This is a genomic window from Streptomyces ambofaciens ATCC 23877 (assembly GCF_001267885.1).
Lineage (GTDB): Bacteria > Actinomycetota > Actinomycetes > Streptomycetales > Streptomycetaceae > Streptomyces > Streptomyces ambofaciens.
Map to the genome: position 1 here is coordinate 2316518 of NZ_CP012382.1, position 20964 is coordinate 2337481.

General features: G+C 73.2%; 19 protein-coding genes and 1 riboswitch. Of the genes, 9 read left to right on the forward strand and 10 right to left on the reverse strand.

Annotated features, from left to right (window positions below):
- Positions 1 to 54 precede the first annotated feature (54 nt).
- Together SAM23877_RS10440 and SAM23877_RS10445 are read right to left on the reverse strand one after the other, a co-directional pair.
- Complete coding sequence (locus tag SAM23877_RS10440) at positions 55 to 495, reverse strand: SRPBCC family protein (protein WP_053129517.1); 441 nt, start codon at positions 493 to 495, stop codon at positions 55 to 57.
- 152 nt (positions 496 to 647) lie between these two features.
- On the reverse strand, positions 648 to 1403 hold the full coding sequence (locus SAM23877_RS10445; RefSeq protein WP_053142348.1) for a metallophosphoesterase family protein: 756 nt from the start codon (positions 1401 to 1403) through the stop codon (positions 648 to 650).
- Positions 1404 to 1742: 339 nt separating this feature from the next.
- Between SAM23877_RS10445 and SAM23877_RS10450 the strand changes: the two genes are divergently transcribed.
- The gene (locus tag SAM23877_RS10450; protein ID WP_053129531.1) at positions 1743 to 3539 is read left to right on the forward strand and encodes an AMP-dependent synthetase/ligase; all 1797 of its coding nucleotides are present in this window, start codon (positions 1743 to 1745) and stop codon (positions 3537 to 3539) included.
- Positions 3540 to 3651: 112 nt separating this feature from the next.
- Here the strand turns inward: SAM23877_RS10450 and SAM23877_RS10455 are convergent, their stop codons facing one another.
- Positions 3652 to 4794: a glycosyltransferase family 4 protein gene (locus tag SAM23877_RS10455; RefSeq protein ID WP_053129534.1), complete on the reverse strand. Its 1143-nt coding sequence runs from the start codon at positions 4792 to 4794 to the stop codon at positions 3652 to 3654.
- 136 nt (positions 4795 to 4930) lie between these two features.
- Here SAM23877_RS10455 and SAM23877_RS10460 point away from each other — a divergent pair, with 136 nt between their 5' ends.
- Positions 4931 to 6181 carry a glycosyltransferase family 87 protein gene (locus tag SAM23877_RS10460; protein ID WP_053129537.1) on the forward strand — a complete coding sequence of 417 codons (1251 nt, stop codon included), beginning with the start codon at positions 4931 to 4933 and terminating at the stop codon, positions 6179 to 6181.
- On the opposite strand, the gene SAM23877_RS10465 is transcribed toward SAM23877_RS10460, so the two are convergent.
- The 5 genes from SAM23877_RS10465 to SAM23877_RS10485 all read right to left on the reverse strand — a co-directional run bounded on the left by SAM23877_RS10465 (position 6138) and on the right by SAM23877_RS10485 (position 11567).
- Positions 6138 to 7331: a hypothetical protein gene (locus SAM23877_RS10465; RefSeq protein ID WP_053129541.1), complete on the reverse strand. Its 1194-nt coding sequence runs from the start codon at positions 7329 to 7331 to the stop codon at positions 6138 to 6140. The genes SAM23877_RS10460 and SAM23877_RS10465 overlap by 44 nt on opposite strands.
- Positions 7332 to 7421: 90 nt before the next feature.
- The gene (locus SAM23877_RS10470) at positions 7422 to 8435 is read right to left on the reverse strand and encodes a C40 family peptidase (protein WP_053129545.1); all 1014 of its coding nucleotides are present in this window, start codon (positions 8433 to 8435) and stop codon (positions 7422 to 7424) included.
- Between the two features lie 213 nt (positions 8436 to 8648).
- Positions 8649 to 9689, reverse strand: a complete 1041-nt coding sequence (locus SAM23877_RS10475) for a C40 family peptidase (protein ID WP_053142350.1) — start codon at positions 9687 to 9689, stop codon at positions 8649 to 8651.
- Between the two features lie 232 nt (positions 9690 to 9921).
- A complete protein-coding gene (locus SAM23877_RS10480) occupies positions 9922 to 11265 on the reverse strand; it encodes an NYN domain-containing protein (protein ID WP_053129548.1) in 1344 nt (447 codons plus the stop codon).
- 62 nt (positions 11266 to 11327) lie between these two features.
- Entirely contained in the window at positions 11328 to 11567 is a 240-nt protein-coding gene (locus tag SAM23877_RS10485; protein ID WP_031030820.1) for a hypothetical protein, read from the reverse strand.
- Between the two features lie 157 nt (positions 11568 to 11724).
- On the opposite strand from SAM23877_RS10485, the gene SAM23877_RS10490 reads away from it, so the two are divergent.
- The 7 genes from SAM23877_RS10490 to SAM23877_RS10520 all read left to right on the forward strand — a co-directional run bounded on the left by SAM23877_RS10490 (position 11725) and on the right by SAM23877_RS10520 (position 18105).
- Complete coding sequence (locus tag SAM23877_RS10490) at positions 11725 to 12495, forward strand: rhomboid family intramembrane serine protease (RefSeq protein WP_053142351.1); 771 nt, start codon at positions 11725 to 11727, stop codon at positions 12493 to 12495.
- On the forward strand, positions 12492 to 12773 hold the full coding sequence (locus tag SAM23877_RS10495) for an Lrp/AsnC family transcriptional regulator (protein ID WP_053129551.1): 282 nt from the start codon (positions 12492 to 12494) through the stop codon (positions 12771 to 12773). Before SAM23877_RS10490 ends, SAM23877_RS10495 begins: the two co-directional genes overlap by 4 nt.
- A gap of 79 nt (positions 12774 to 12852) precedes the next feature.
- Entirely contained in the window at positions 12853 to 13167 is a 315-nt protein-coding gene (locus SAM23877_RS10500; RefSeq protein ID WP_053129554.1) for a hypothetical protein, read from the forward strand.
- Positions 13088 to 14578: a sensor histidine kinase gene (locus SAM23877_RS10505; RefSeq protein ID WP_174532208.1), complete on the forward strand. Its 1491-nt coding sequence runs from the start codon at positions 13088 to 13090 to the stop codon at positions 14576 to 14578. Before SAM23877_RS10500 ends, SAM23877_RS10505 begins: the two co-directional genes overlap by 80 nt.
- A 20-nt stretch (positions 14579 to 14598) precedes the next feature.
- Entirely contained in the window at positions 14599 to 15261 is a 663-nt protein-coding gene (locus SAM23877_RS10510; RefSeq protein WP_053129557.1) for a response regulator transcription factor, read from the forward strand.
- Positions 15262 to 15362: 101 nt separating this feature from the next.
- A complete protein-coding gene (locus tag SAM23877_RS10515) occupies positions 15363 to 16778 on the forward strand; it encodes an SLC13 family permease (protein ID WP_053129560.1) in 1416 nt (471 codons plus the stop codon).
- 91 nt (positions 16779 to 16869) lie between these two features.
- On the forward strand, positions 16870 to 18105 hold the full coding sequence (locus SAM23877_RS10520; RefSeq protein ID WP_107408719.1) for a glycerate kinase: 1236 nt from the start codon (positions 16870 to 16872) through the stop codon (positions 18103 to 18105).
- Here the strand turns inward: SAM23877_RS10520 and SAM23877_RS10525 are convergent.
- Both SAM23877_RS10525 and trpD read right to left on the reverse strand, forming a co-directional pair.
- Positions 18039 to 19427, reverse strand: a complete 1389-nt coding sequence (locus SAM23877_RS10525) for an aminotransferase class V-fold PLP-dependent enzyme (protein WP_053129563.1) — start codon at positions 19425 to 19427, stop codon at positions 18039 to 18041. The genes SAM23877_RS10520 and SAM23877_RS10525 overlap by 67 nt on opposite strands.
- A 166-nt stretch (positions 19428 to 19593) precedes the next feature.
- A riboswitch (SAM riboswitch) is annotated at positions 19594 to 19710 on the reverse strand.
- 79 nt (positions 19711 to 19789) lie between these two features.
- Positions 19790 to 20854, reverse strand: a complete 1065-nt coding sequence (trpD, locus tag SAM23877_RS10530) for an anthranilate phosphoribosyltransferase (RefSeq protein WP_053129567.1) — start codon at positions 20852 to 20854, stop codon at positions 19790 to 19792.
- Positions 20855 to 20964: the final 110 nt, after the last annotated feature.

Consider the following 20964-nt stretch of genomic DNA (forward strand, 5'->3'; position numbering starts at 1 on the left):
TCCGGGCCGGCACCGCCCGCCCCGGGGCCGGGGTCTCGGCGGCCGCTCCGCGGACTACTTCGCGCCCGACTCCACGCGCTTCTTCAGCCCCGCCAGCGCCCGGTCGGTGATGACCTTCTCGGCCTTGCGCTTGATCATGCCGAGCATGGGGATCTTGACGTCGACCGTGAGCCGGTAGGTGACCTCCGTGCCCGCGCCCGCCGACCGCAGCAGGTAGGAACCGTCGAGGGAGCGCAGCATCTGGGACTTGACCAGGGTCCAGGAGACCTCGTGCTCCCCGGCCCAGGTGTAGGCCAGCGTCTGGTCGTCCTTGATGGCCCCGGCGTCCATGACGAGGCGCACCTGCTCGGCGCGCCCCTGTGCGTCGGTGGCGAGGACCTCGGCCTCCTTCACCTCTCCGGTCCAGTCCGGATAGCGGGCGAAGTCGGCGATCACCGCCATGACGTCGGCCGGTGCCGCCTCGATGGTGATGCTCGAGCTGGTGTGTTCCGCCATCGCCGTGGCTCCTCCGAATGCGGGCCGCTACTGAGGTCGTCGTGCGCCCGTGGCGCGCACGTGTGTGCCGCGTGAAGGCTATCGCGCACGGACCCGGCGATCGTCACCACCTGCCCGCGCAGGTCGGCCGCCGAGGCGCCGGCGGCCCCGGCTCACCACTCCAGCACCCACGGCTTCCCCGTGGACGCGAAGTGCCCCACGTTCACGCACTCGGTCGCCCCGATCCGCATCCGCCGCGCCAGCGGCTGGTGCACGTGCCCGAAGAGCGCGTACCGGGGACGGGTGCGGCGGATCGCGTCCAGCAGCGCCCGGCTGCCCCGCTCGAAGCGCCGCGCCACCGTGTCGTAGACGAGCTCCGGCACGTCCGGCGGGATGTGCGTGCACAGCACGTCCACCTCGCCGACGGCCTCCACCTTCGCGGCGTACTCCTCGTCGTCGATCTCGTAGGGCGTGCGCATCGGCGTGCGCAATCCGCCGCCGACGAAGCCGAAGACCCGGCCGCCGATCTCCACCCGCTCCCCGTCGAGCACGGTGGTGCCGGGGCCGGCGTACTCGCGCCACAGGGGCGGCATGTCGACGTTGCCGTAGGTGGCGTACGTCGGGGTGGGGAAGGCGGCGAACAGCTCGGCGTACTGCTTGCGCACGGCCCCCTCGATCACTGCCTGCCGGTCCCCGCCGACGCCCGCCCACAGCCGGGCCCCGAGCTCCCGTGCCTCGGCGAAGCGGCGGGCGGTGCGCAGCTCGACGATGCGGTCGGCGTTCGCGACGCCGAACAGGTCGGGGAAGATGCCGCGCGAGTGGTCGGCGTAGTCGAGGAAGAGGACCAGGTCCCCGAGGCAGACGAGGGCGTCCGCGCCCTCGCCGGCCCGTGCCAGGTCGCGGGCGTTGCCGTGGACGTCGCTGACCACGTGGACGCGGGTCGTCGTGTTGCCGGGCGGTGTGGGTGACATGGCGATCAAGCGTAAGCAGGGCGTGCCTCTTGTGAACAGTGGCGGCCGGACCTGCGGTTACTGGCTGGTCGGTTGATCCGTCGACTACTCTGCGCGAAGGAAACCCCTTCCGTGTGACGCAGCGAACATCTCGCGGGGACCCCCTGTCGGAGAAGCCATACCGGCGGGTAACGTCCGGGCAGTCCAGTCGTGCTCTGGATTTCAACATGTGAATCCACGAGTACTTGCCCGAGCCTTGGACCGCACCGTCGCATCACACAGTGTCGTGGCGCCGGCGCCCTATGAGGAGCAGCAGTCTTGCGCGAGTTCAGCCTTCCGGCTTTGTACGAGGTCCCTGCGGACGGAAACCTGACCGACATCGTCCGCAGAAACGCCGCGCAGCATCCGGACGTCGCCGTCATCTCCCGCAAGGCGGGCGGCGCCTGGCAGGACGTGACCGCCCGGGCCTTCCTCGGCGAGGTGCAGACCGCGGCCAAGGGGCTCATCGCCTCCGGCGTCCAGCCGGGCGACCGCGTCGGTCTGATGTCCCGTACGCGCTACGAGTGGACGCTGCTCGACTTCGCGATCTGGAGCGCGGGCGCGATCACCGTGCCGGTGTACGAGACCAGCTCGCCCGAGCAGGTGCAGTGGATCCTCAGCGACTCGGGCGCGACGGCGTGCCTCGTGGAGTCGGCCGGCCACGCCGCCGCCGTCGAGTCGGTGCGTGAGCAGCTGCCCGCCCTCAAGCACGTCTGGCAGATCGACGCCGGGGCCGTGGAGGAGCTGGGGCGCCTCGGCCAGGACGTCACCGACCAGGCCGTCGAGGAACGCGGCTCGATCGCGAAGGCCGACGATCCCGCGACCATCGTCTACACCTCCGGCACGACCGGCCGCCCCAAGGGCTGTGTGCTCACCCACCGCAGCTTCTTCGCCGAGTGCGGCAACGTCGTCGAGCGGCTGCGCCCGCTGTTCCGCACGGGCGAGTGCTCCGTCCTCCTCTTCCTCCCGCTCGCCCACGTCTTCGGCCGCCTCGTCCAGGTCGCGCCGATGATCGCGCCGATCAAGCTGGGCTGCGTACCGGACATCAAGAACCTCACCGACGAGCTGGCCGCGTTCCGGCCGACGCTGATCCTCGGCGTGCCGCGCGTCTTCGAGAAGGTCTACAACTCGGCGCGTGCCAAGGCGCAGGCCGACGGCAAGGGCAGGATCTTCGACAAGGCCGCCGACACGGCGATCGCGTACAGCAAGGCGCTGGACACCCCGTCGGGCCCGTCCGTCGGCCTGAAGATCAAGCACAAGGTCTTCGACAAGCTGGTCTACGGCAAGCTCCGCACGGTCCTCGGCGGACGCGGCGAGTACGCCATCTCCGGCGGCGCCCCGCTCGGCGAGCGCCTCGGCCACTTCTTCCGCGGCATCGGCTTCACCGTGCTGGAGGGCTACGGCCTGACCGAGTCCTGTGCGGCCACCGCCTTCAACCCCTGGGACCGGCAGAAGATCGGCACGGTCGGCCAGCCGCTCCCGGGCTCCGTGGTGCGCATCGCGGACGACGGGGAGGTGCTGCTGCACGGCGAGCACCTGTTCAAGGAGTACTGGAACAACCCGGGCGCGACCGCCGAGGCGCTGGCCGACGGCTGGTTCCACACCGGTGACATCGGCACCCTCGACGAGGACGGCTACCTGCGGATCACCGGCCGCAAGAAGGAGATCATCGTCACCGCCGGCGGCAAGAACGTCGCCCCGGCCGTGATCGAGGACCGCATCCGCGCGCACGCGCTGGTCGCGGAGTGCATGGTGGTCGGCGACGGGCGCCCCTTCGTGGGCGCGCTGATCACCATCGACGAGGAGTTCCTCGACCGCTGGTGCGCGGACCACGGCAAGCCGGCCGGTTCGACGGCGGCCTCGCTGCGGGAGGACGCGGACCTGCTCGCCGCGGTCCAGTCGGCCATCGACGACGGCAACATGGCGGTGTCCAAGGCGGAGTCGGTGCGGAAGTTCCGGGTGCTCTCGGCCCAGTTCACGGAGGACTCCGGGCATCTGACGCCGTCGCTGAAGCTCAAGCGCAACGTCGTGGCGAAGGACTACGCGGAGGAGATCGAGGCGCTCTACGCGAAGTAGGCGGGCGGGGGCGTCTGTCGGGGCGCCCCTGGTCCACCGCGGGCGGGTGCGGGGTCGGCGGGGTCGCTCACGCGGTTCCCCGCGCCCCTGGCGGCACGCGGGCCGCCCTCCGTCACAGCAGTGCCTTCAGGTTCTCCGCCAGCAGGTCCCAGCGCCACTTCTCCTCGACCCAGGCCCGGCCCCGCTCCCCCATGCGGCGGCGCAGTTCCCCGTCGCCGAGGAGGGCGACGATGCGGTCGGCGGCCTGCTCCTCGCAGTCGCCGCGCACGACCCACCCCGTCTCCCCGTCGAGCACCGCGTCGGGAGCCCCGCCGGAGTCACCGGCGACCACGGGCAGGCCGGTCGCGGAGGCCTCCAGGTAGACGATCCCGAGCCCCTCCACGTCCAGCCCGCCCCGCCGGGTCCGGCACGGCATGGCGAAGACGTCCCCGGCGCCGTAGTGCGCGGGCAGTTCGGACCAGGGCACGGCGCCGGTGAAGCGGACGGAGGCGTCCACCGCGGTCTCCCGGGCGAGCCGGCGCAGCTCCTTCTCGTAGGGTCCGCCGCCGACGATCAGCAGGACGGCGTCCGGCTCGGCCGCCAGGATGCGCGGCATCGCCCGGATCAGGGTGTCCTGGCCCTTGCGCGGCACCAGCCGGGAGACGCACACGACCACGGGCCGCTCGGTCAGTCCGAGCCGGGCCCGCACCTCGTCACCGCCGCTGGCCGGGTGGAAGGTCTTCTCGTCGACGCCGGGCGGCAGCTGCGTCATCCGTGCGGCGGCCTCGGGGGTGAGCGCGCCCGCGATCCGCGAGCGCGTGTACTCCCCGAGGTAGGTGATCGTGTCGGTCGACTCCCCGATCCGGCGCAGCAGCTGCCTGGCGGCGGGCAGCTGGGCCCACCCGGCCTCGTGGCCGTGGGTGGTGGCGACGAGCCGCTCGGCCCCCGCCCTGCGCAGCGCGGGCGCCATCAGCCCGAGGGGCGCCGCCGCCCCGAACCACACCGACGTGCACCCGTGCTCGCGCAGCAGCCCCACGGCCCGCCGGGTCACGGCCGGCGTCGGCAGCAGCATCGTCGTGCGGTCCCGTACGACGGTGAAGGGCTGCTCGGCGTCGAAGGCGGCGGTGGCCTCGACGCCCTCGCGGCTCCGCTTCCAGGTGGAGGCGTAGACGACCAGCCGCTCGGGGTCCAGCCGCAACGCCATGTTGTGCAGGAAGGCCTGGATGCCCCCCGGACGGGGCGGGAAGTCGTTGGTCACGATCAAGGTCTTGCGCACGCCGCCGACCCTACCGAACCCGCCGCGCGGGGCGGGGCCCGGCCGCTCCTGTGGCACGCGCGCAGGTGTCCGGGTCATCATGGCCGCAGAGCAGGCGGAGCGGACAGGGCACGGCACGCGGACGGGCAGGGAGCACGTGGAGACGACGGACGCGAGGCGCCCCGCGGCGCGCCTGCTGACGGCCTGGGGAGCCACGCGACTGGTCCTGCTGCTGTTCGTCCTGAAGGTACTGGTCTTCCCCGGCCCGGACGTCACCAGCGACGTGTCCGTCATCTACCGGGACTGGGCCGACGTCCTGCGCACCGGAACGTTTCCGCTGAACGACGTCACCTGGCAGTACCCGCCCGCGGCGGCCCTCGCGATGCTCTCCCCGGGGCTGCTGCCCTTCCTGGAGTACGCGACGGCGTTCTTCGTCCTGGCCTGCGTCACCGACCTGGCCGTCCTCGCCCTGCTGTGGCACGCGGGCCGGGGCTCGGGGCGCTCACCGCGCGGTGCGTGGGTGTGGGTGGCGGGCGTGCCGCTGCTCGGTCCGACGGTGTACGCCCGCTACGACGTGATGGTCACCGCCGTCGCGGTGGCCGCGCTGCTCGCCGCGGGCAGGCATCCGCGCCTGGCGGGCGCCCTGGCCGGGTTCGGCGCGCTGCTCAAGGTGTGGCCGGCTCTGGTGCTGGTCGGCATGCGCGGGCGGGTCCCCTGGGCCGCGGCCGCGGTGGCCGCCGCCGTGTCGGCCGTGCTGTTCGCCGTGAGCATGCCCGGGGCGTTCGCCTTCCTGACCTTCCAGCGCGAGCGGGGCACCGAGGTGGAGTCGCTGGGCGCACTGGTCTTCCACGTCGCCCGGCACTTCGGCTGGGACGGCGAGGTGCTGCTCCACTACGGCTCGGTCGAGTTCCTCGGTCCCCACGTGGGCGCGGTGAGCACGGCCGCCCTCGTGCTGAGCGCCCTCTCGTTCGGCTGGCTGCTGCTGTGGCGGCTGGCGGCCTCGCGTTTCGCGGCGCACACGGCGGCGGACGCGGCCTTCGTGGCGGTGCTGGTGTTCACCGTCACCAGCCGGGTGATCAGCCCGCAGTACATGGTGTGGCTGATCGGCCTGGCCGCGGTCTGCCGGTGCTTCCGGGCGAGCCGGATGCGGGTGCCGGCCGCGCTGGTGCTGGCGGCGAGCCTGGTGACGGTGCTGGAGTTCCCCGTGCTCTTCGGGTACGTCGTCGCGAGCGATCCGCTCGGCGTCGCGCTGCTGGCCCTGCGCAACGGCCTGCTGGTGGCCGCGGCGCTCCTCGCGGCCCGCGCCCTGTGGCGCGACACGGCCGCGCGCACCGCCCGCGAGCGGACCGTGTCCACCGGCCCGCTCAGCCGAACTCCGTCCGCAGATACTCCCGCCACCGCGCCGTGAACTCCTCCGGCGTGCTGCCGAGCACCTCGTCCGTCGCGTCCTCGACCGCGCCCGCACGCTCGTCGTGCGCGCCCACGGCCCGGTAGAAGGCGTCCAGCCGGTCCTCGCCCCACTGGTCGGCGATCATCCGGCAGGCCAGCCAGCCTCCCTCGTAGGCCCGGGCCAGCTCGTCCGCGTCGGCGGTGAAGCCGAAGTCCTCGTCCGTCGGCAGCCGGGCGGGCACACGGCCCTCGGACACTGCGCGGGCCAGTTCGGGAGCCGCCTGGGCGGGCGTGCGTCCGCCGTCGCGGTAGCCGACCCAGTCGGCGTAGCCCTCGGAGAGCCACAGCGGGGTGGCGGAGGTGGTGTCCGCGCGGGTGGCGACGTGGGTGGTCTCGTGGGTGAGCACGACCTGTCTGCCGAGGCCGCCGAGCAGTCCGTACGCGTCGGGGTTGACGATGATCCGGTCCGCGGGCGCCCGCTCCCGGCCACCCGTCTCTCCGGTGGTGACCGCGGCGATGCCCCGGTAGGAGGAGGCGGGCGAGCCGAGCAGGCCCGCCATGCCGTCCAGCGACTTCGGGACCAGGACGACGACCCGCCGGGCCCAGTCGCCGTCCCAGGCCCGCGTCACGGCGGGCACCGCCCGGTCGGCGAGGTCGGCGAAGCCGCGCAGCGTCCCGGTGGACTGCCCGACGCCGAGCACGAGGCTGTGCGCGCCCCGGACGGCCCGGACCGGGCCCTGGTCCCACGGCTGCTGACCGGAGTCCTCGGCGGGCCGCTCGGACTCGACGGTCCACCGCCCGCCGGCGTCGTCCCGGCTCAGCCGCACGGTGCGGCCGGCGGTCACGGCACCCCGGTCGTAGCCCTCGACGCGGTAGCTCAGCTCCACGTCGGCGGTGGCCGTGTCGCCGGTGCGGTCGACGTCCGTCACGCGGTACGCGAACGCGGCCAGCGGCACCTCGCTCAGGTTGTCGAAGCCGCCCGCGGCGCCCGTACCCGCGTAGGCGGCCCGGTCGTGGTCCAGGACGGCGGCCGCGCGACGGTCCAGCACCCCCTGCACCTCGGCCCGGGCCGGGTCGGCGGCGGTCCGGCCGCCGCAGGCCACGAGGGAGACGAGCAGCAGGCACAGCGCCACCACCGAGGAACCCGACACCCGCCTTCGACCGGCCATCTTCCCGATCGTACGGGCGTCGCGCCGCGGGCGGCGGCCGACCGGAGCACCTCGGGCACCGCGAAGGTCACACCGCTCCGGCCGGGCGGATCACACGCGGGTGACCGAGGACACCGGCATCATGCCGACCGGGTCGTAGCGCACGGGGGCGCCGGGGTAGGGCGCGTGGATCACCTGGCCGTCGCCGACGTACATGCCGATGTGGCTGGCGTCGTCCCGGTAGGCGACCAGGTCGCCCGGGCGCGCGTCGGCCAGGGAGACCTGCCGGCCCGCGCCCGACTGCGCCTGCGAGGTGCGCGGCAGACCGACCCCGGCCTGCGCGTACGACCACTGGGTCAGGCCCGAGCAGTCGAATCCGCCGGGGCCGTTGGCGCCCCAGACGTAGGGCTTGCCGAGGGCGGAGCGGGCGGCGGCGACGGCGGCCGCCGCGCGGCCGGAGGCGGGACCGGACGCGCCGGGGGCGGGCAGGCCGGTCCGGCCGGAGCGGGAGCCGCGGTCGTAGGCGGCGCGTTCCTCGTCCGGCAGCGAGTCGAGCAGCTCGCGGGCCTCGGCGAGCTTGCGCTCCACGGTCCTCTTGTGGGCGGCGACGGCCTTGCGGCCCTTCTCCAGCTCGATGAGTTTCCGCCCGGCCTCCGCACGGTCCTGGGCGAGGTCGCGCAGGGCGGCCTGGAGCTCCCTGAGCTCTCCTGCCTGGTGGGTGGTGATCCGGTCCAGCACGGAGGCCTTGTCCAGGTAGTCCTCCGGGTCGGCGGAGAGCAGCAGCGCCAGCGACGGGTCGATGCCGCCGGAGCGGTACTGGGCGCCGGCCAGGGAACCGAGCGCCTCCCGCATGGTGTTGATCCGCTCCTGCTGCCGGGCGATCGCGTCCTGCGCGGTGCCGATCTCCTCGCGCAGGGCGTCGGTGCGCGCGTCGGCCTTGTTGTAGGCCTCGGTCGCCTGCTCGGCCTCCGTGTGGAGCCGTTCCACCTCCGCCCGCCGGTCGTCGTGCGGGGCGGCCGTGGCCGGTACGGCGCCGAGGACCGCGGCGGCGACGGAGAGGAGGCCGACGGCGACGGTGGCGCCGCGGTCGGACCCGGATGGTGCAAGGCGGCGATGGGACCCCACGGGAAGCCGCACTCCTTCCGCTGACGGACAGGGAAACGCGGCAGACAGTAACCCCGCGGCGGGGCACCGGCCAACGACCTACGGCGGCCCGCAGCACGACGCCCCGCCGCTGACGCAGGTCACCGGCGGGGCGGGGGGTCGGAGCGCCTCACCGTAGTTCGCCCGAACGGGCGGTACGACGGGGGCGACTTCGAGGTCGGGCGTGACGTCGGGTCAGACCCGCACGCCGAACATGAAGGGACCGCCGATGGTGCCCATCGACTCGTAGCGGACGACCGTGCCGGTGCGCGGCGCGTGCAGCACCTGGCCGTTGCCGGCGTAGAGGCCGACGTGGTGCAGGTCGTTGAAGAAGAAGACGAGGTCGCCGACCTGGAGGTCGCTCATCGAGGAGATCCGCGTGCCCGCGCCGGTCTGCGCCTCGGACGTACGCGGGATGCCGACGCCGGCCTGCGCGTAGGCCCAGGAGGTCAGGCCCGAGCAGTCGAAGGAGGACGGGCCGGTGGCGCCGTAGACGTAGGGCGTGCCGATCTTGCTCTGGGCGGCGGCGAAGGCGGCGGCGGCCCGGCCGGAGGCGGGGGTGCCGGTGCCGGACAGGACCTGGCGCTCGCTGCTGCGGGTGGAGCGCTGCTCCTCGGCCTGGAGGGCGGCCTTCTCCTGCGCGGTGAGGCTGTTGAGCAGCTTCTGCGCGGAGGAGAGCTTGCCCTGGACCTCCTTCTTCTTCTTGCCCAGCTCGGTGCGGGTGGAGGCGAGGTCCTTGAGCTTCTCGGTCGCCTCGGAGCGCTGCTGGGAGAGGTCCCGCTGCTTGGTCTGGATCTTCTTCAGCGCCTCGACCTGCTGACCGCTCAGCTGGTCGAGCGTGGAGGCCTTGTCCAGGTAGTCGTCCGGGTCGGCGGAGAGGAAGAGCTGGAGGGAGGGGTCGATCCCGCCGGAGCGGTACTGGGCGCTGGCCATCGAACCGAGGCCGTCGCGCAGCTCGTTGAGCTCCTCCTGGCCGCGGGCGACGTTGTCCTGGATGGTGGAGATCTCCTTCTGGAGCTTCTCCTGCTTCTCCTTGGCGCCGTTGTACTTCTCGGTGGCCTGCTCGGCCTCCTGGTAGAGCTTGTCGACCTTGGCCTTGACCTCGTCCTTGCTCGGCTTCTCGCTCGGGGCGGCGTTGGCGGCCTGGGAGCTGAGAGCGACAGCGGCGGCAGCGGCGGTGGTGAGCACGGTCACGCGCGTGCGGCTCGGCTGCTTGGGACGACGGTGGGACGCCACGGAGACGAGCTCCTTCTTGAGAGGGATCACCCGTTCGAGGGTTCGATGGCTGACCCTAGTGACCTACTCGTGATGAGTTCAAATCCTCCGCCGAAAAATCCCGGTTACGCACCGCATTCTTTGCCGTAACTCACATGCAGTAATCCCCACTTGACACTACGTTGCGTGACGGTTCCGTCAATTCAGGCATAGAGCGCCTACGTTGCGGTTGCCACGAAAGTGAACCAGGAGGTCAGGAAAGCCGCTTGAGGAGCACCGCCGACGCCACCGGGCGTGCGCCCGCGCGCGCCACCCCGTCGGCGACCTCGCGGTCGGTGGAGACGACGATGACCGGCCGGCCCGGCGGCTCGGCCCGCACCAGTTGACGGATCAGCTCGTCGGCGGTGACGCCGGGTTTGGAGAACAGCACCCGCACCCCGCGCGGCGGTGCGAGCAGCACCGGCGCGACCAGTTCGGCGCCGTCGAAGACGCAGGTCATCTCGGCGCCCGTCTGCGCGGCGAGCTGCGAGAGCTGGCCGAGCAGGCGCAGCCGCTGCTTCTCCAGCGGCATCTGCGGATAGCCGGTCTTGGTGACGTTGTAGCCGTCGACGACCAGGTGCGCCTGGGGCAGCGCGAGCAACTGGTCGAGGATGGCGGGGTCGTTCTCGGACAGGGCGCGCGCGGCGATGTCCTTCGGCGTCATGCGCCCGGGTTCCACGGCGTCGACGGTCTCGGCGGGCCGCACCGACACCGGGGGCAGCGCGAGTTCCCGGCGCAGCCCCTGGGTGGCGTCCAGCAGGGTGTCCAGCAGCAGCCGCACCCGCATGTCCTCGACGCTGCGTCCCTCGCGGGCCGCCTTGCGGGTGGCCTCCAGGGCGGCCTCCGCCTCCCCGAGGCGGGTCTTGAGCCGCCGGGACTCGCTCTCGGCCGCGGACACCTGGGCGTGCGTCTCGGCGCGGACGGCCTCGACCTCGTCCCGCACCTTGCGCAGGGCCGCCTCGCCCCGCTTGACGTCGCTGAGGGCGGAGCGCAGCTTGCGGTGCAGCGACTCGGTCTCCTTCTTCGCCGCGTCCAGCTCGGCACGGAGCCGCTCGGTCTCGGACCTGGTGTGCTCCCGGGCCCGGGCCAGCTCCGCGTGCAGCCGCTCCAGCTCCGCGCGGCTCTCCTCGTCGGCGCGCTCGGCGTCCGCGCGCTGCGCCTCCTCGCCGGCGGCGGTCACCAGCTTCACCCAGCCGTGCGGCCGCAGTACGTAGGCCGCGGCCGCCACGTCGAGCGGGTCCGCGGCCGGTGGGGGCGAGCCGGAGTCCAGGGCACCGGCCAGTTCCGGCTGGGCCTCTCTGAACTTCTCGCCGATGCGCTGGCGGAACAGGGTGTCGGTCTCCACGGCGGCGGCCATCGCGTTGCCGGCGAACTTGGCCCTGCGGTTCGGGGCGAACCGGGCGTACTGTCTCAGCTGTGCGGGCAGCTCGCCGAGCGTGAGTCCGCCGAAGCCGTCGGACACGATCTGCACGACCCTGCGGCGCACGCCGTCGGGCAGCGGACGGTCGAGCACCTCGGCGGCGCCGTCGCCCGGCCCCCCGCCTTGTGTCTCCACCATCCGTCACCCCAATGTCTCAGGGCGACCCCGCTGCGGGATCGCCTGGTGCGGGGCCGCTCCCGTCAGGAGGCGGCACCCGGCCTGTCCACGAGTTCCACCTGGTCCACGGCGTTGCACCAACGGCACCGCACCGACTCGATGGTCTCACTGAGCACCTCGCGCTCCTCGACCTTGGGCTCACCGGCCAGGTCGAGGTGCACGTACTCGACGACCTTCGAGGCCCGGGTCACGTCGAAGCGGGTGAGGTTGCCGCAGAGGGTGCAGCGCCACCGCGTCGTGTCGGTCGGCAGGGGAACCGTCATCGTGGCTGTTCGCTCTCTTCCAGTGTCGGTGACGCGCCGGGCTCCCCCGGCGCGTATGGCTCGTAACCCTACGGCCTGGCGGGTACCCGACGCCCGCGTGTCCACGGCGGCGAGGCGGTATGGGCGGTCGCGTCCCGTTACGTCATGCTCTGTGTCCATGATCCGCAACTGGAGCACGGCGGCCCGCTGGAGGGTCAGGTCACTCGGCACGGCCCGCGCGCCCCGCACCGCCCGCGGCCGGACGGCGCCGGTGACGTACGGGCTGATCACGCTGTGCTGTGCCCTGTTCCTGCTCAGCCCGGCGGCGGGCCTCAACCCGGCGTACGGCACCGGTGACGAGCTGCTCGCCGCTCAGCGTGCCTATTTCCGGCGCTGGGGCGTGATCCCCGCAGAACTGTTCGAGGACTCCCCCGGATCGGCGCTCACCCCCGCCACGGCGCTCTTCGTCCACGGCAGCTGGGTGCACCTGCTGGGCAACATGCTCTTCCTCTACGTCTTCGGCGCGATGACCGAGGAACGGATGGGCAGGCTCCAGTTCACCCTCTTCTACCTGGGCTGCGGCTACCTGGCCCTGCTCGGCTACGCGGGCGCCAACGCCCACTCCCAGCAGTCCCTGGTCGGCGCCTCGGGGGCGATCTCCGCGATCCTCGGCGCGTTCCTCTTCCTCTTCCCGCGGGCCCGGGTGACCAGCCTGCTGCCCTTCCTCTTCTTCCTGCCGCTGCGGTTCCCCGCCTGGATCGTCCTGCCGTTCTGGGCCGGCCTGCAATGGATGGCGGCGGGGCGGGCCGGCGACGGCCCCGGGGTGGCCTACCTCGCGCACCTGGTGGGCTTCGGGCTGGGCTTCGTCTTCGCCTGGGTGCGGTTCGGGCGTACGACTAGAGTGAAGAGCGTTCCAGTGGCGGCGCCCGAGGGAGAGAACCAGCCGTGATCAGCGCGATCGTCCTCATCAAGACCAGCGTGGACCGCATCCCCGAGATCGCGGAACGGATCGCCGCGCTGGAGAACGTCACGGAGGTCTTCTCCGTCACCGGCACCTACGACCTGATCGCGATGGTGCGGGTGGCCCAGCACGAGGACCTGGCGGAGGTCATCCCCGGCCGGATCAGCAAGATCCCGGGTGTGGAGGGCACGGACACCCACGTGGCGTTCCGGACGTACTCCCAGCACGACCTGGAGGCGGCGTTCGCCATCGGGCTCGACAACTGACGTCGGCCCGGACGCGGATGAAGAGTTCTTCATCCCGGACTCATCCGGATCGCCGGGTACCGGGCGCAGGATCGGGGACATGGTCTTCTCACGCCGGATGGCGGCCCTGGCGGCCGTCGTCCTGATCCCGCTCGGCATCGCCGCGACCAGCTTCGCCCTCACCGACAGTCCGCAGGAGCCCAAGGTCCCGTCCAAGGTGGAGCTGGAGAGCGGCTCCCCCACCCCGTCGCCCACCTCCTCCTCGCCCGAGCCGACGCCCAGCGACCAGGTGGTGACCCGGCCACCGGTGACCGACAGCCCCCCGGATGACGACGATGACGACGACCGAGGCCAGGACACCGACGACGGAGCCGCCGGCACGGCCGCCGACGACGGACCCGGCGACGACGGCTGACCGCGAGCGCCGCCGGATCTCGGCCCGTGTCCGCATCCTGCTCTGGCTGCTGCTCGTGATGGCCGTCGCCCTCGCCTCGGTGGCCGCGACCACCCGCTCGATCCTGCTGCGCGACACCGACCAGCGGATCAACGGCCTGCTCGCGCAGGAGGCGGGCGAGTTCGCCAACTTCGAGGAACAGGGCTTCGACCCGGAGACCGGCCGGCCCTTCACCGACCCCGGGCGGCTGCTGCGCGTCTTTTTGGAGAGGCAGTACGCCGACCTGGACGAGGAGCTGGTCGGTCTGGTCGGCGAGGTGGGCAGCAGGCCGACGCAGATCATCCAGCAGCGGGAGATCCCGGTCGCCCTGCCCCTGCACGAGGACGCCGACGCCCGGCGCCGCATCTACGCCTCGCCCGACTCCACCGGCACCCTGGAGCGGCCGGAGGGGGAGATCCGCTGGGCCAAGGTCACCGTGGCCCGGTACGGCGGCGAACCGGCGGCCGCCTTCGTGGTCGCCTTCCACCCCGGGCGGGAACAGGCCCGCGCCGACGAGGTGTTCCGCGTGCTGCTCGCCATCTCCGGCGTCGCCCTGCTGATGACGACGGGCATCGCCTGGGTGGTCGCGGGCCGCATCCTCAAGCCGGTGCGACTGGTGCGCGCCACGGCCGCGCAGCTCACCGAGCAGGACCTGACCCGGCGCATCCCGGTGCACGGCCACGACGACGTGGCCGCCCTGGCCGAGACGTTCAACGCCATGCTCGACCGGCTGGAACGCGCCTTCGCCGCCCAGCGCAGGTTCGTCGACGACGCGGGCCACGAACTGCGCACCCCGATCACCATCGTGCGCGGCCACCTGGAGCTGATGGGCGACGACCCGGCCGAGCGCGAGGAGACGGTCCGCCTGGTCACCGACGAACTGGACCGGATGAGCCGCATCGTCGAGGACCTGCTGCTGCTCGCCAAGACCGAACGCCCCGACTTCGTCACCCCGGAGCCGGTGCAGCTCGCCGAACTCACCGCCGACGTCTACGTCAAGGCCCGCACCCTCGGCGACCGCGACTGGGTGCTGGACGGCGTCGCCGACCGCGAGGCCCGCCTCGACCCCCAGCGGATCACACAGGCCATGGTGCAGCTCGCGCAGAACGCCGTGCAGCACACCACCACCGGCCAGACCATCCGCATCGGCTCCCGCGCCGACGGCACCCGTGTCGAGCTGTACGTCGCCGACTCCGGCCCCGGGGTCCAGCCGCAGGACGCCGAGGTCATCTTCGAACGGTTCCGGCGCGGCACGGCCCGGCGCGGGGTGCGCGGGACCGGCGCCGGGCTCGGGCTGTCGATCGTCAAGGCCATCGCGGAGGGGCACGGCGGGCGGGTCGCCCTGCGCACCACCGAGGGTGGCGGCGCCACCTTCGTCCTGACACTGGACTGATTTCCGGAAGAGGCACGTCCATGAACCGCATCCTCATCGTCGAGGACGAGGAGCGCATCGCCTCCTTCGTCGAGAAGGGCCTGCGCGCCAACGGCTTCACCACCACCGCCGTCGCCGACGGCGACTCCGCCTACGAGTACGCGCTCACCGGCGGCTTCGACCTGGTCGTCCTGGACATCGGGCTGCCCGGCCGGGACGGCTTCACGGTCCTGCGCGAGCTGCGCGAGTCCCGGGTGACGACCCCGGTGATCGTGCTGACCGCCCGGGACTCCGTACGGGACACGGTGGCCGGCCTGGAGGGCGGCGCCGACGACTGGATGACCAAGCCGTTCCGCTTCGAGGAACTGCTCGCCCGGGTCCGGCTCCGGCTCCGTACGGCGGCCAGGGCACCGGAGGTGACGGTGCTCAGGTCCGGCGACCTCTCCCTGGACCTGCGCACCCGCCGGGCCCGAGCCGCGGAGCGGACGGTGGACCTGACGGCCCGTGAGTTCGTGCTGCTGGAGCTGTTCCTGCGGCATCCGGGGCAGGTCCTGTCCCGGGAACAGATCCTGTCCCACGTGTGGGGCTACGACTTCGACCCCGGCTCCAACATCGTCGACGTGTACGTGCGGGCGTTGCGCAAGAAGCTGGGGGCGCAGCGGGTGGAGACGGTGCGGGGCATGGGGTACCGGCTGCCGGGCTGAGGCGCGTCCCCGCGCCTCGGGCGGGCTGACCGGCTTTTGTGTGAAGTTTCCTTCATGTCGGGCTCATTGGAGGCTCACCGCCCGGGAGAACCCTCGATGACGTGACGTTGAACCTCCGCCTCGCGGCGGCCCTGTGCGTGGCGCTGTCCCTGTGCGCGCTGCTGGCGGTCCCCGCCAACTTCCCCGCCCTCGGCGGCGACGCGCGCCTCACCCTCGCCGTCTTCGCCCTGGCCACCTGCGCCTGGATCGGTACGCCGATCGACGACACGTACATCGCGCTGGGCGCCGGTCTCGCGCTCACGGCGACCGGCGTGATCAGCAGCGACACCCTCTTCGGCACCCTCGGTGACGCCACGGTGTGGCTGCTGATCTGCGCCTTCGTGCTGGCGGCGGCGGTGGCCCGGACCGGGCTCGCCGGACGCGCGGCGGTCTTCCTGGTCGGCGGGGCGCGCAGCGTACGGCAGTTGGTGCACCTGACGACGGCCGCGCTGGTCGTGACCGCGTTCGCGGTGCCGGCCACCTCCGGCCGGGCGGCGCTCGCCCTGCCGGTGTTCCTCGCCCTCGCCAAGGCCCTCGCCGACCGGAAGCGACTGGTCGTGATGCTGGCGCTGCTGTTCCCGACCGTGATCCTTCTGTCGGCGGTGGCGACCCTGATCGGGGCGGGCGCACATCTGATCACGGTGTCGGTGCTGTGGGAGTCGACCGGCGACCGGATCGGCTTCACCCAGTGGCTGCTGCTCGGACTGCCGCTGGCGGTGGCCTCGTCCCATCTGGCCGCCGAGACCGTCCTGCTGACGACGACCCGGCGCGCGGACCGCGAGGGCCCGGTCCACATCACCGCCGAGGAGATACAGCGGCACAGCGAGAGTCCGGTCACCGGTCCCTGGACGCAGGCGGAGAAGCGCTGCGCCCTGCTGCTGGCCACGGTGGTGACGCTGTGGTGCAGCGAGCCCCTGCACCACGTCTCGCCGGCGGTGGTGGCGCTGATCGGCGCGGTCGTCGCCTCCTCCCCCGCGCTCGGCACCGTACGGCTCAAGGACGCCCTGAAGACGGTGCCCTGGTCGCTGCTGCTCTTCATGGCGGCGACCATGGCGATGGGTGTCGCGCTCGCCGACTCCGGAGCGGCGAGGTGGCTGGTGTCGGGGCTGCCCGCGCACGTCACGCCGGCCGTCTTCCTCGGGGTCGTGGTCGCCGTGAGCACGGCCGCCCACCTGGTCCTGCAGTCCCGCTCGGCCCGCTCCTCCGTCCTGGTCCCGCTGGTGATCGCCGCGGCGGTGGGCGCCGGGGTCAATCCGGTCGCCGCCGCCCTCGCGTCCACCGCGGCGGCCGGCTTCTGCCACACGCTGCCGGCCTCCGCCAAGCCGGTCACGCTCTTCTCCGACCTCCCCGGCACCCCCACCTACACCCCGCGCGACCTGCTGCGGCTGTCCGCCGTGCTGGCACCGCTGACCGCCGCGCTCGTGCTGTTCTTCGCCGCCGCCGTCTGGCCGCTGCTCGGCGTACCCGTGACCCGCTGAAGGAGTCTCCATGTCCATGCCGTCCTCCGCGCCCTCCGTGATCCCCGCGGCCTCGGTGACCCCCGCGCCCGCTGGGGCCTCCGCGGCCTCCGTGCCCTCCCCGCTGCACCGTGTCGTCGTCGCTCCCAGCGGCTTCAAGGAGTCCCTGTCCGCCCAGGCCGCCGCCGACGCCATCGCGGCGGGTGTCCGCCGGGTCCTGCCGGCCGCCGAGATCGACAGCATCCCGCTGGTCGACGGCGGCGAGGGCACGGCCGTGACGCTGGCCGCGGCGACCGGGGGGCGGCTGGTGGCGCTGCCCGCCACGGGGCCGGTCGGGGAGACCGTGGGCACCCACTTCGCGCTGCTCGGCGCCCAGGACACGGCGGTCGTGGAGATGGCGGCCGTCGCGGGACTGTCCCTGGTGCCCCGGGCCCTGCGCGACCCGGGCGCCACGACCACGTACGGCGTCGGTGAGCTGATCCGCGCCGCGCTCGACACCGGGGTACGGCGGATCCTGGTCGGCTGCGGCGACTCGGGTACGTCGGACGGAGGCGCGGGCGCGCTCCAGGCGCTCGGGGCCCGGCTGCTGGACGCGGACGGCTTCGCCCTGCCGCCCGGCGGAAGGGAGCTGGTCCGCCTCGCCCGCGTCGACCCCTCCGGCCTGGACCCCCGGCTGAAGGACACCGAGCTGCTGGTGGCCTGCAACCCCTTCAACGTGCTGTGCGGCGAGCGGGGCGTGGCCCGGGTGTTCGGTCCGCAGAAGGGGGCGACGCCCGCGCAGGTCGAGCACCTGTCGGCCGGGCTGGAGAACTGGGCGCGCGTCCTCACCCGCGACCTCGGTGTCACCGGAACCGATCTGCGCGGCGGCCCCGGCACCGGCGCCTCGGGCGGGCTGGGCGCGGGTCTCGCCGCCGTCGGCGCCCGGCTGCTGCCCCGCTTCGAGGTGCTGCTGGACCACCTCGACCTGGACGCCCGCCTCGCCCGCGCCGACCTGGTGCTCACCGCCGAGGGCGCCCTGGACCACCAGACGCCGCGCGGCAAGGTCCCCGCGGAGGTGGCCCGCCGCGCCAAGCTCTACGGCCGTCCCGTCCTCGCCCTGGCCGGCACCCTCGGCGAGGGCGCCCACGAGGTGCCGGGGGTGGACGCCTGCCACGGGATCATGCCGGCCCCGATGGCCCTGGCCGACGCGCTGCTGCGCGCGGCCGAACTCCTCACGGACGCCACGGAGCGGGCACTGCGGATGATCCTGCTGGGGTCGCGGCTGCCGGCGGGCCGGACCGCTCAGGCCGCCGGGACCTCGGCGGCGGAGGTGGTGTCGGGCACGCAGCGCCCGTCCTCGGTGCGGTAGTTCCACCGGGCGCCGTCGCTCACCAGCTCCTTGACGGCGTTCACGAACCGCTCGACGTGCTCGTCCGGGGTGCCCGCGCCGAAGCTGACGCGGATGGCGTTGAGGGACTTCTCCCCGGGCGCGGCCTCGGGGGCACCGCACTCGCCCTGCGTCTGCGGGTCGCTGCCGAGCAGGGTGCGCACCAGCGGGTGGGCGCAGAACAGGCCGTCGCGCACACCGATGCCGTACTCGGCGGAGAGCGCGGCGGCGAAGTGCGAGCTGTTCCAGCCGTCGACGACGAAGGAGAGCACGCCGACGCGGGGCGCGTCGTCGCCGAAGAGGGACAGGACGCGCACCTGGGGCACCTCGGCGAGGCCCTCGCGCACCTTGCCGACGAGGTACTGCTCGCGGGCGACCAGCGTGTCGAAGCCGGCCTCCTCCAGCGCCTTGCAGGCGGAGGCGACGGCGTAGGCGCCGATGACGTTGGGCGACCCGGCCTCGTGCCGCGCGGCGCTCTCGTGCCACTCGACGTCCACGCCGCCGTCGGCGCGCCGGGAGACGCTGCGGCTGGCCCCGCCGCCGGCCAGGTACGGCTCGGCCTCGCGCAGCCAGTCGGCACGGCCCGCCAGCACCCCGGTCCCGAAGGGGGCGTACAGCTTGTGCCCGGAGAAGGCGACCCAGTCGACGTCCAGGTCGGCCACCGAGACGGGGTGGTGCGGGGCGAGCTGGGCGGCGTCCAGCACGATCCGTGCGCCGTGCGCGTGTGCGGCGGCGGCCAGTTCGCGCACCGGCCACAGCTCGCCGGTGACGTTGGAGGCGCCGGTGACGCAGACCAGGGCGGGCCCGTACGGCTCGCGGGCGGCGAGGGCGCGCTCCAGGGTCTCGACGGCCTGCGCGGGGGTGCGCGGGGCGTCGAGGTAGGTCACGTCCGCGTCACTCCAGGGCAGCAGCGAGGCGTGGTGCTCGGTCTCGAAGACGAAGACGCGGCAGCCGGCCGGCAGCGCGGCGGCGAGCAGGTTGAGGGAATCGGTGGTGGACCGGGTGAACACGACCTGGTCGGTGTCCCGGCAGCCGAGGAACCCGGCGACGGTCTTCCGGGCGTTCTCGAACAGGTCGGTCGACAGCTGCGAGAGGTACCCGGCGCCCCGGTGCACGCTGCCGTAGTAGGGGGCGTAGGCGGCGACATCGTCCCAGACCCGCTGGAGCGCGGGCGCGCTGGCGGCGTAGTCGAGCGCGGCGTAGGTGACCTCGCCGCCGGTGACGAGCGGCACGGTGACGTCCCGGCCCAGCACGGGCAGCGGGGCGCAGACGGACGGGTCGGCGGCAACGGTGGAGACGGACATGGCGGTACTCCCGTGAAGGCGGAGGACGTCGCCACGCGAGCGCGTGCGGCTCGAGCGTGGGACGGAAAGGAAAAGGAGGTGCGGAGGCGGGGCTCTGCGGCCCTATCGCATTCGCTGGTTCACGGGAGACTCCCTCGGACGACCCAGGACCCCTGGTTTCGCGAGGGGTCCGCGCTTGCCGCGGACCTTGCTGTCCACGACCTGGTCTTCACCCGGGGCACCCCGCCACGGACGGAGGGTTGCCGGACAGTCGGCCGGGGCCTCATGACTGTCACTCATGACCTGTCGAAAAACCTAGGGGAAAAGATCGGCGCCCCGCAACCCGAGTCCGGATCGCGGGACGCACGTCACACGAGAGGCGGCTACGCGTTGCTCGCGGCCACCCAGCGCTCCAGGGCGCGGCGCGCGGCACCCGAGTCGATCGCCTCGGCGGCCCGGTCCATGCCGGCCCGGATGCGCGCGGTCAGCGGCTCGTCGCCCGGCTCCAGGGCCACCAGGGCCGCCGCCGAGTTCAGCAGCACCGCGTCCCGCACCGGGCCCGTCTCGCCGTTCAGCAGACGTCGGGCGACGTCGGCGTTGTAGGAGGCGTCAGCGCCGCGCAGTGCCTCGACCGGCACCAGTTCGAGGCCGACGTCGCGCGGGTCGAAGGTCTCCTCGGTCACCCGGCCGTCCCGCACGACCCACACCCGGGAGGTGGAGGTCGTGGTCAGCTCGTCGAGGCCGTCGTCGCCGCGGAACACCAGGGACGAGTGGCCGCGTTCGGCGAAGACCCCGGCGATGATCGGCGCCATGCGGGCGTGGGCCACCCCGATGGCCTGGGACTTGACCCGGGCGGGGTTGGTCAGCGGACCCAGGAAGTTGAACACCGTGCGGATGCCCAGCTGGCCGCGTGCCGCCGCCACGTGGCGCAGCGCCGGGTGGAACTTCACGGCGAAGCAGAAGGTGATGCCGGCCTCCTCGGCGACCTCCGCCACCCGCTTCGGCGTCAGCTCCAGATTGACCCCGAGCTTCTCCAGGACGTCGGAGGCACCGGACGCCGAGGAGGCGGCCCGGTTGCCGTGCTTGACGACCTTCGCTCCGGTGCCGGCCACGACGATCGCCGACATGGTGGAGATGTTGACCGTCTTGGCGCCGTCGCCGCCGGTGCCGACGATGTCGACCGTCTCGCCCGGCACCTCGATCACGTTGGCGTGGGCGTACATGGTGCGGACGAGACCGGAGATCTCCTCGACGGTCTCCCCCTTGGACCTGAGGGCCACCGCGAAGCCGGCGATCTGCGCGTCGGTCGCCTCGCCGCGCATGATCACGTCCAGCGCCCAGGCGGTGTCGTCCGCGGACAGGTCCTGGCCGTCCAGCAGTCCGTTCAGCAGGGCGGGCCAGGAGCGGCCCGCCGCGTTGTCGCCTCCAGCGGGGGTCACAGCGCTCATGAGCCGCTCCTGTGTCGTGTGTACTGCGGAAGGAAGGTGTGGTCCCACCCTATCCAGCCCCGGGCACGGCGAAGGGCCCCGTCCGCGGAACGGACGGGGCCCTTCGACCG

Bases quoted from the DNA above. Each gene is read 5' to 3' on its own strand.
- SAM23877_RS10485 (WP_031030820.1), bottom strand. From the start codon at position 11,567: ATGACGGTTCCCCTGCCGACCGACACGACGCGGTGGCGCTGCACCCTC.
- trpD (WP_053129567.1), bottom strand. From the start codon at position 20,854: ATGAGCGCTGTGACCCCCGCTGGAGGCGACAACGCGGCGGGCCGCTCC.
- SAM23877_RS10525 (WP_053129563.1), bottom strand. From the start codon at position 19,427: ATGTCCGTCTCCACCGTTGCCGCCGACCCGTCCGTCTGCGCCCCGCTG.
- SAM23877_RS10490 (WP_053142351.1), top strand. From the start codon at position 11,725: ATGATCCGCAACTGGAGCACGGCGGCCCGCTGGAGGGTCAGGTCACTC.
- SAM23877_RS10480 (WP_053129548.1), bottom strand. From the start codon at position 11,265: ATGGTGGAGACACAAGGCGGGGGGCCGGGCGACGGCGCCGCCGAGGTG.
- SAM23877_RS10465 (WP_053129541.1), bottom strand. From the start codon at position 7,331: ATGGCCGGTCGAAGGCGGGTGTCGGGTTCCTCGGTGGTGGCGCTGTGC.
- SAM23877_RS10505 (WP_174532208.1), top strand. From the start codon at position 13,088: ATGACGACGACCGAGGCCAGGACACCGACGACGGAGCCGCCGGCACGG.
- SAM23877_RS10440 (WP_053129517.1), bottom strand. From the start codon at position 495: ATGGCGGAACACACCAGCTCGAGCATCACCATCGAGGCGGCACCGGCC.
- SAM23877_RS10510 (WP_053129557.1), top strand. From the start codon at position 14,599: ATGAACCGCATCCTCATCGTCGAGGACGAGGAGCGCATCGCCTCCTTC.
- SAM23877_RS10500 (WP_053129554.1), top strand. From the start codon at position 12,853: ATGGTCTTCTCACGCCGGATGGCGGCCCTGGCGGCCGTCGTCCTGATC.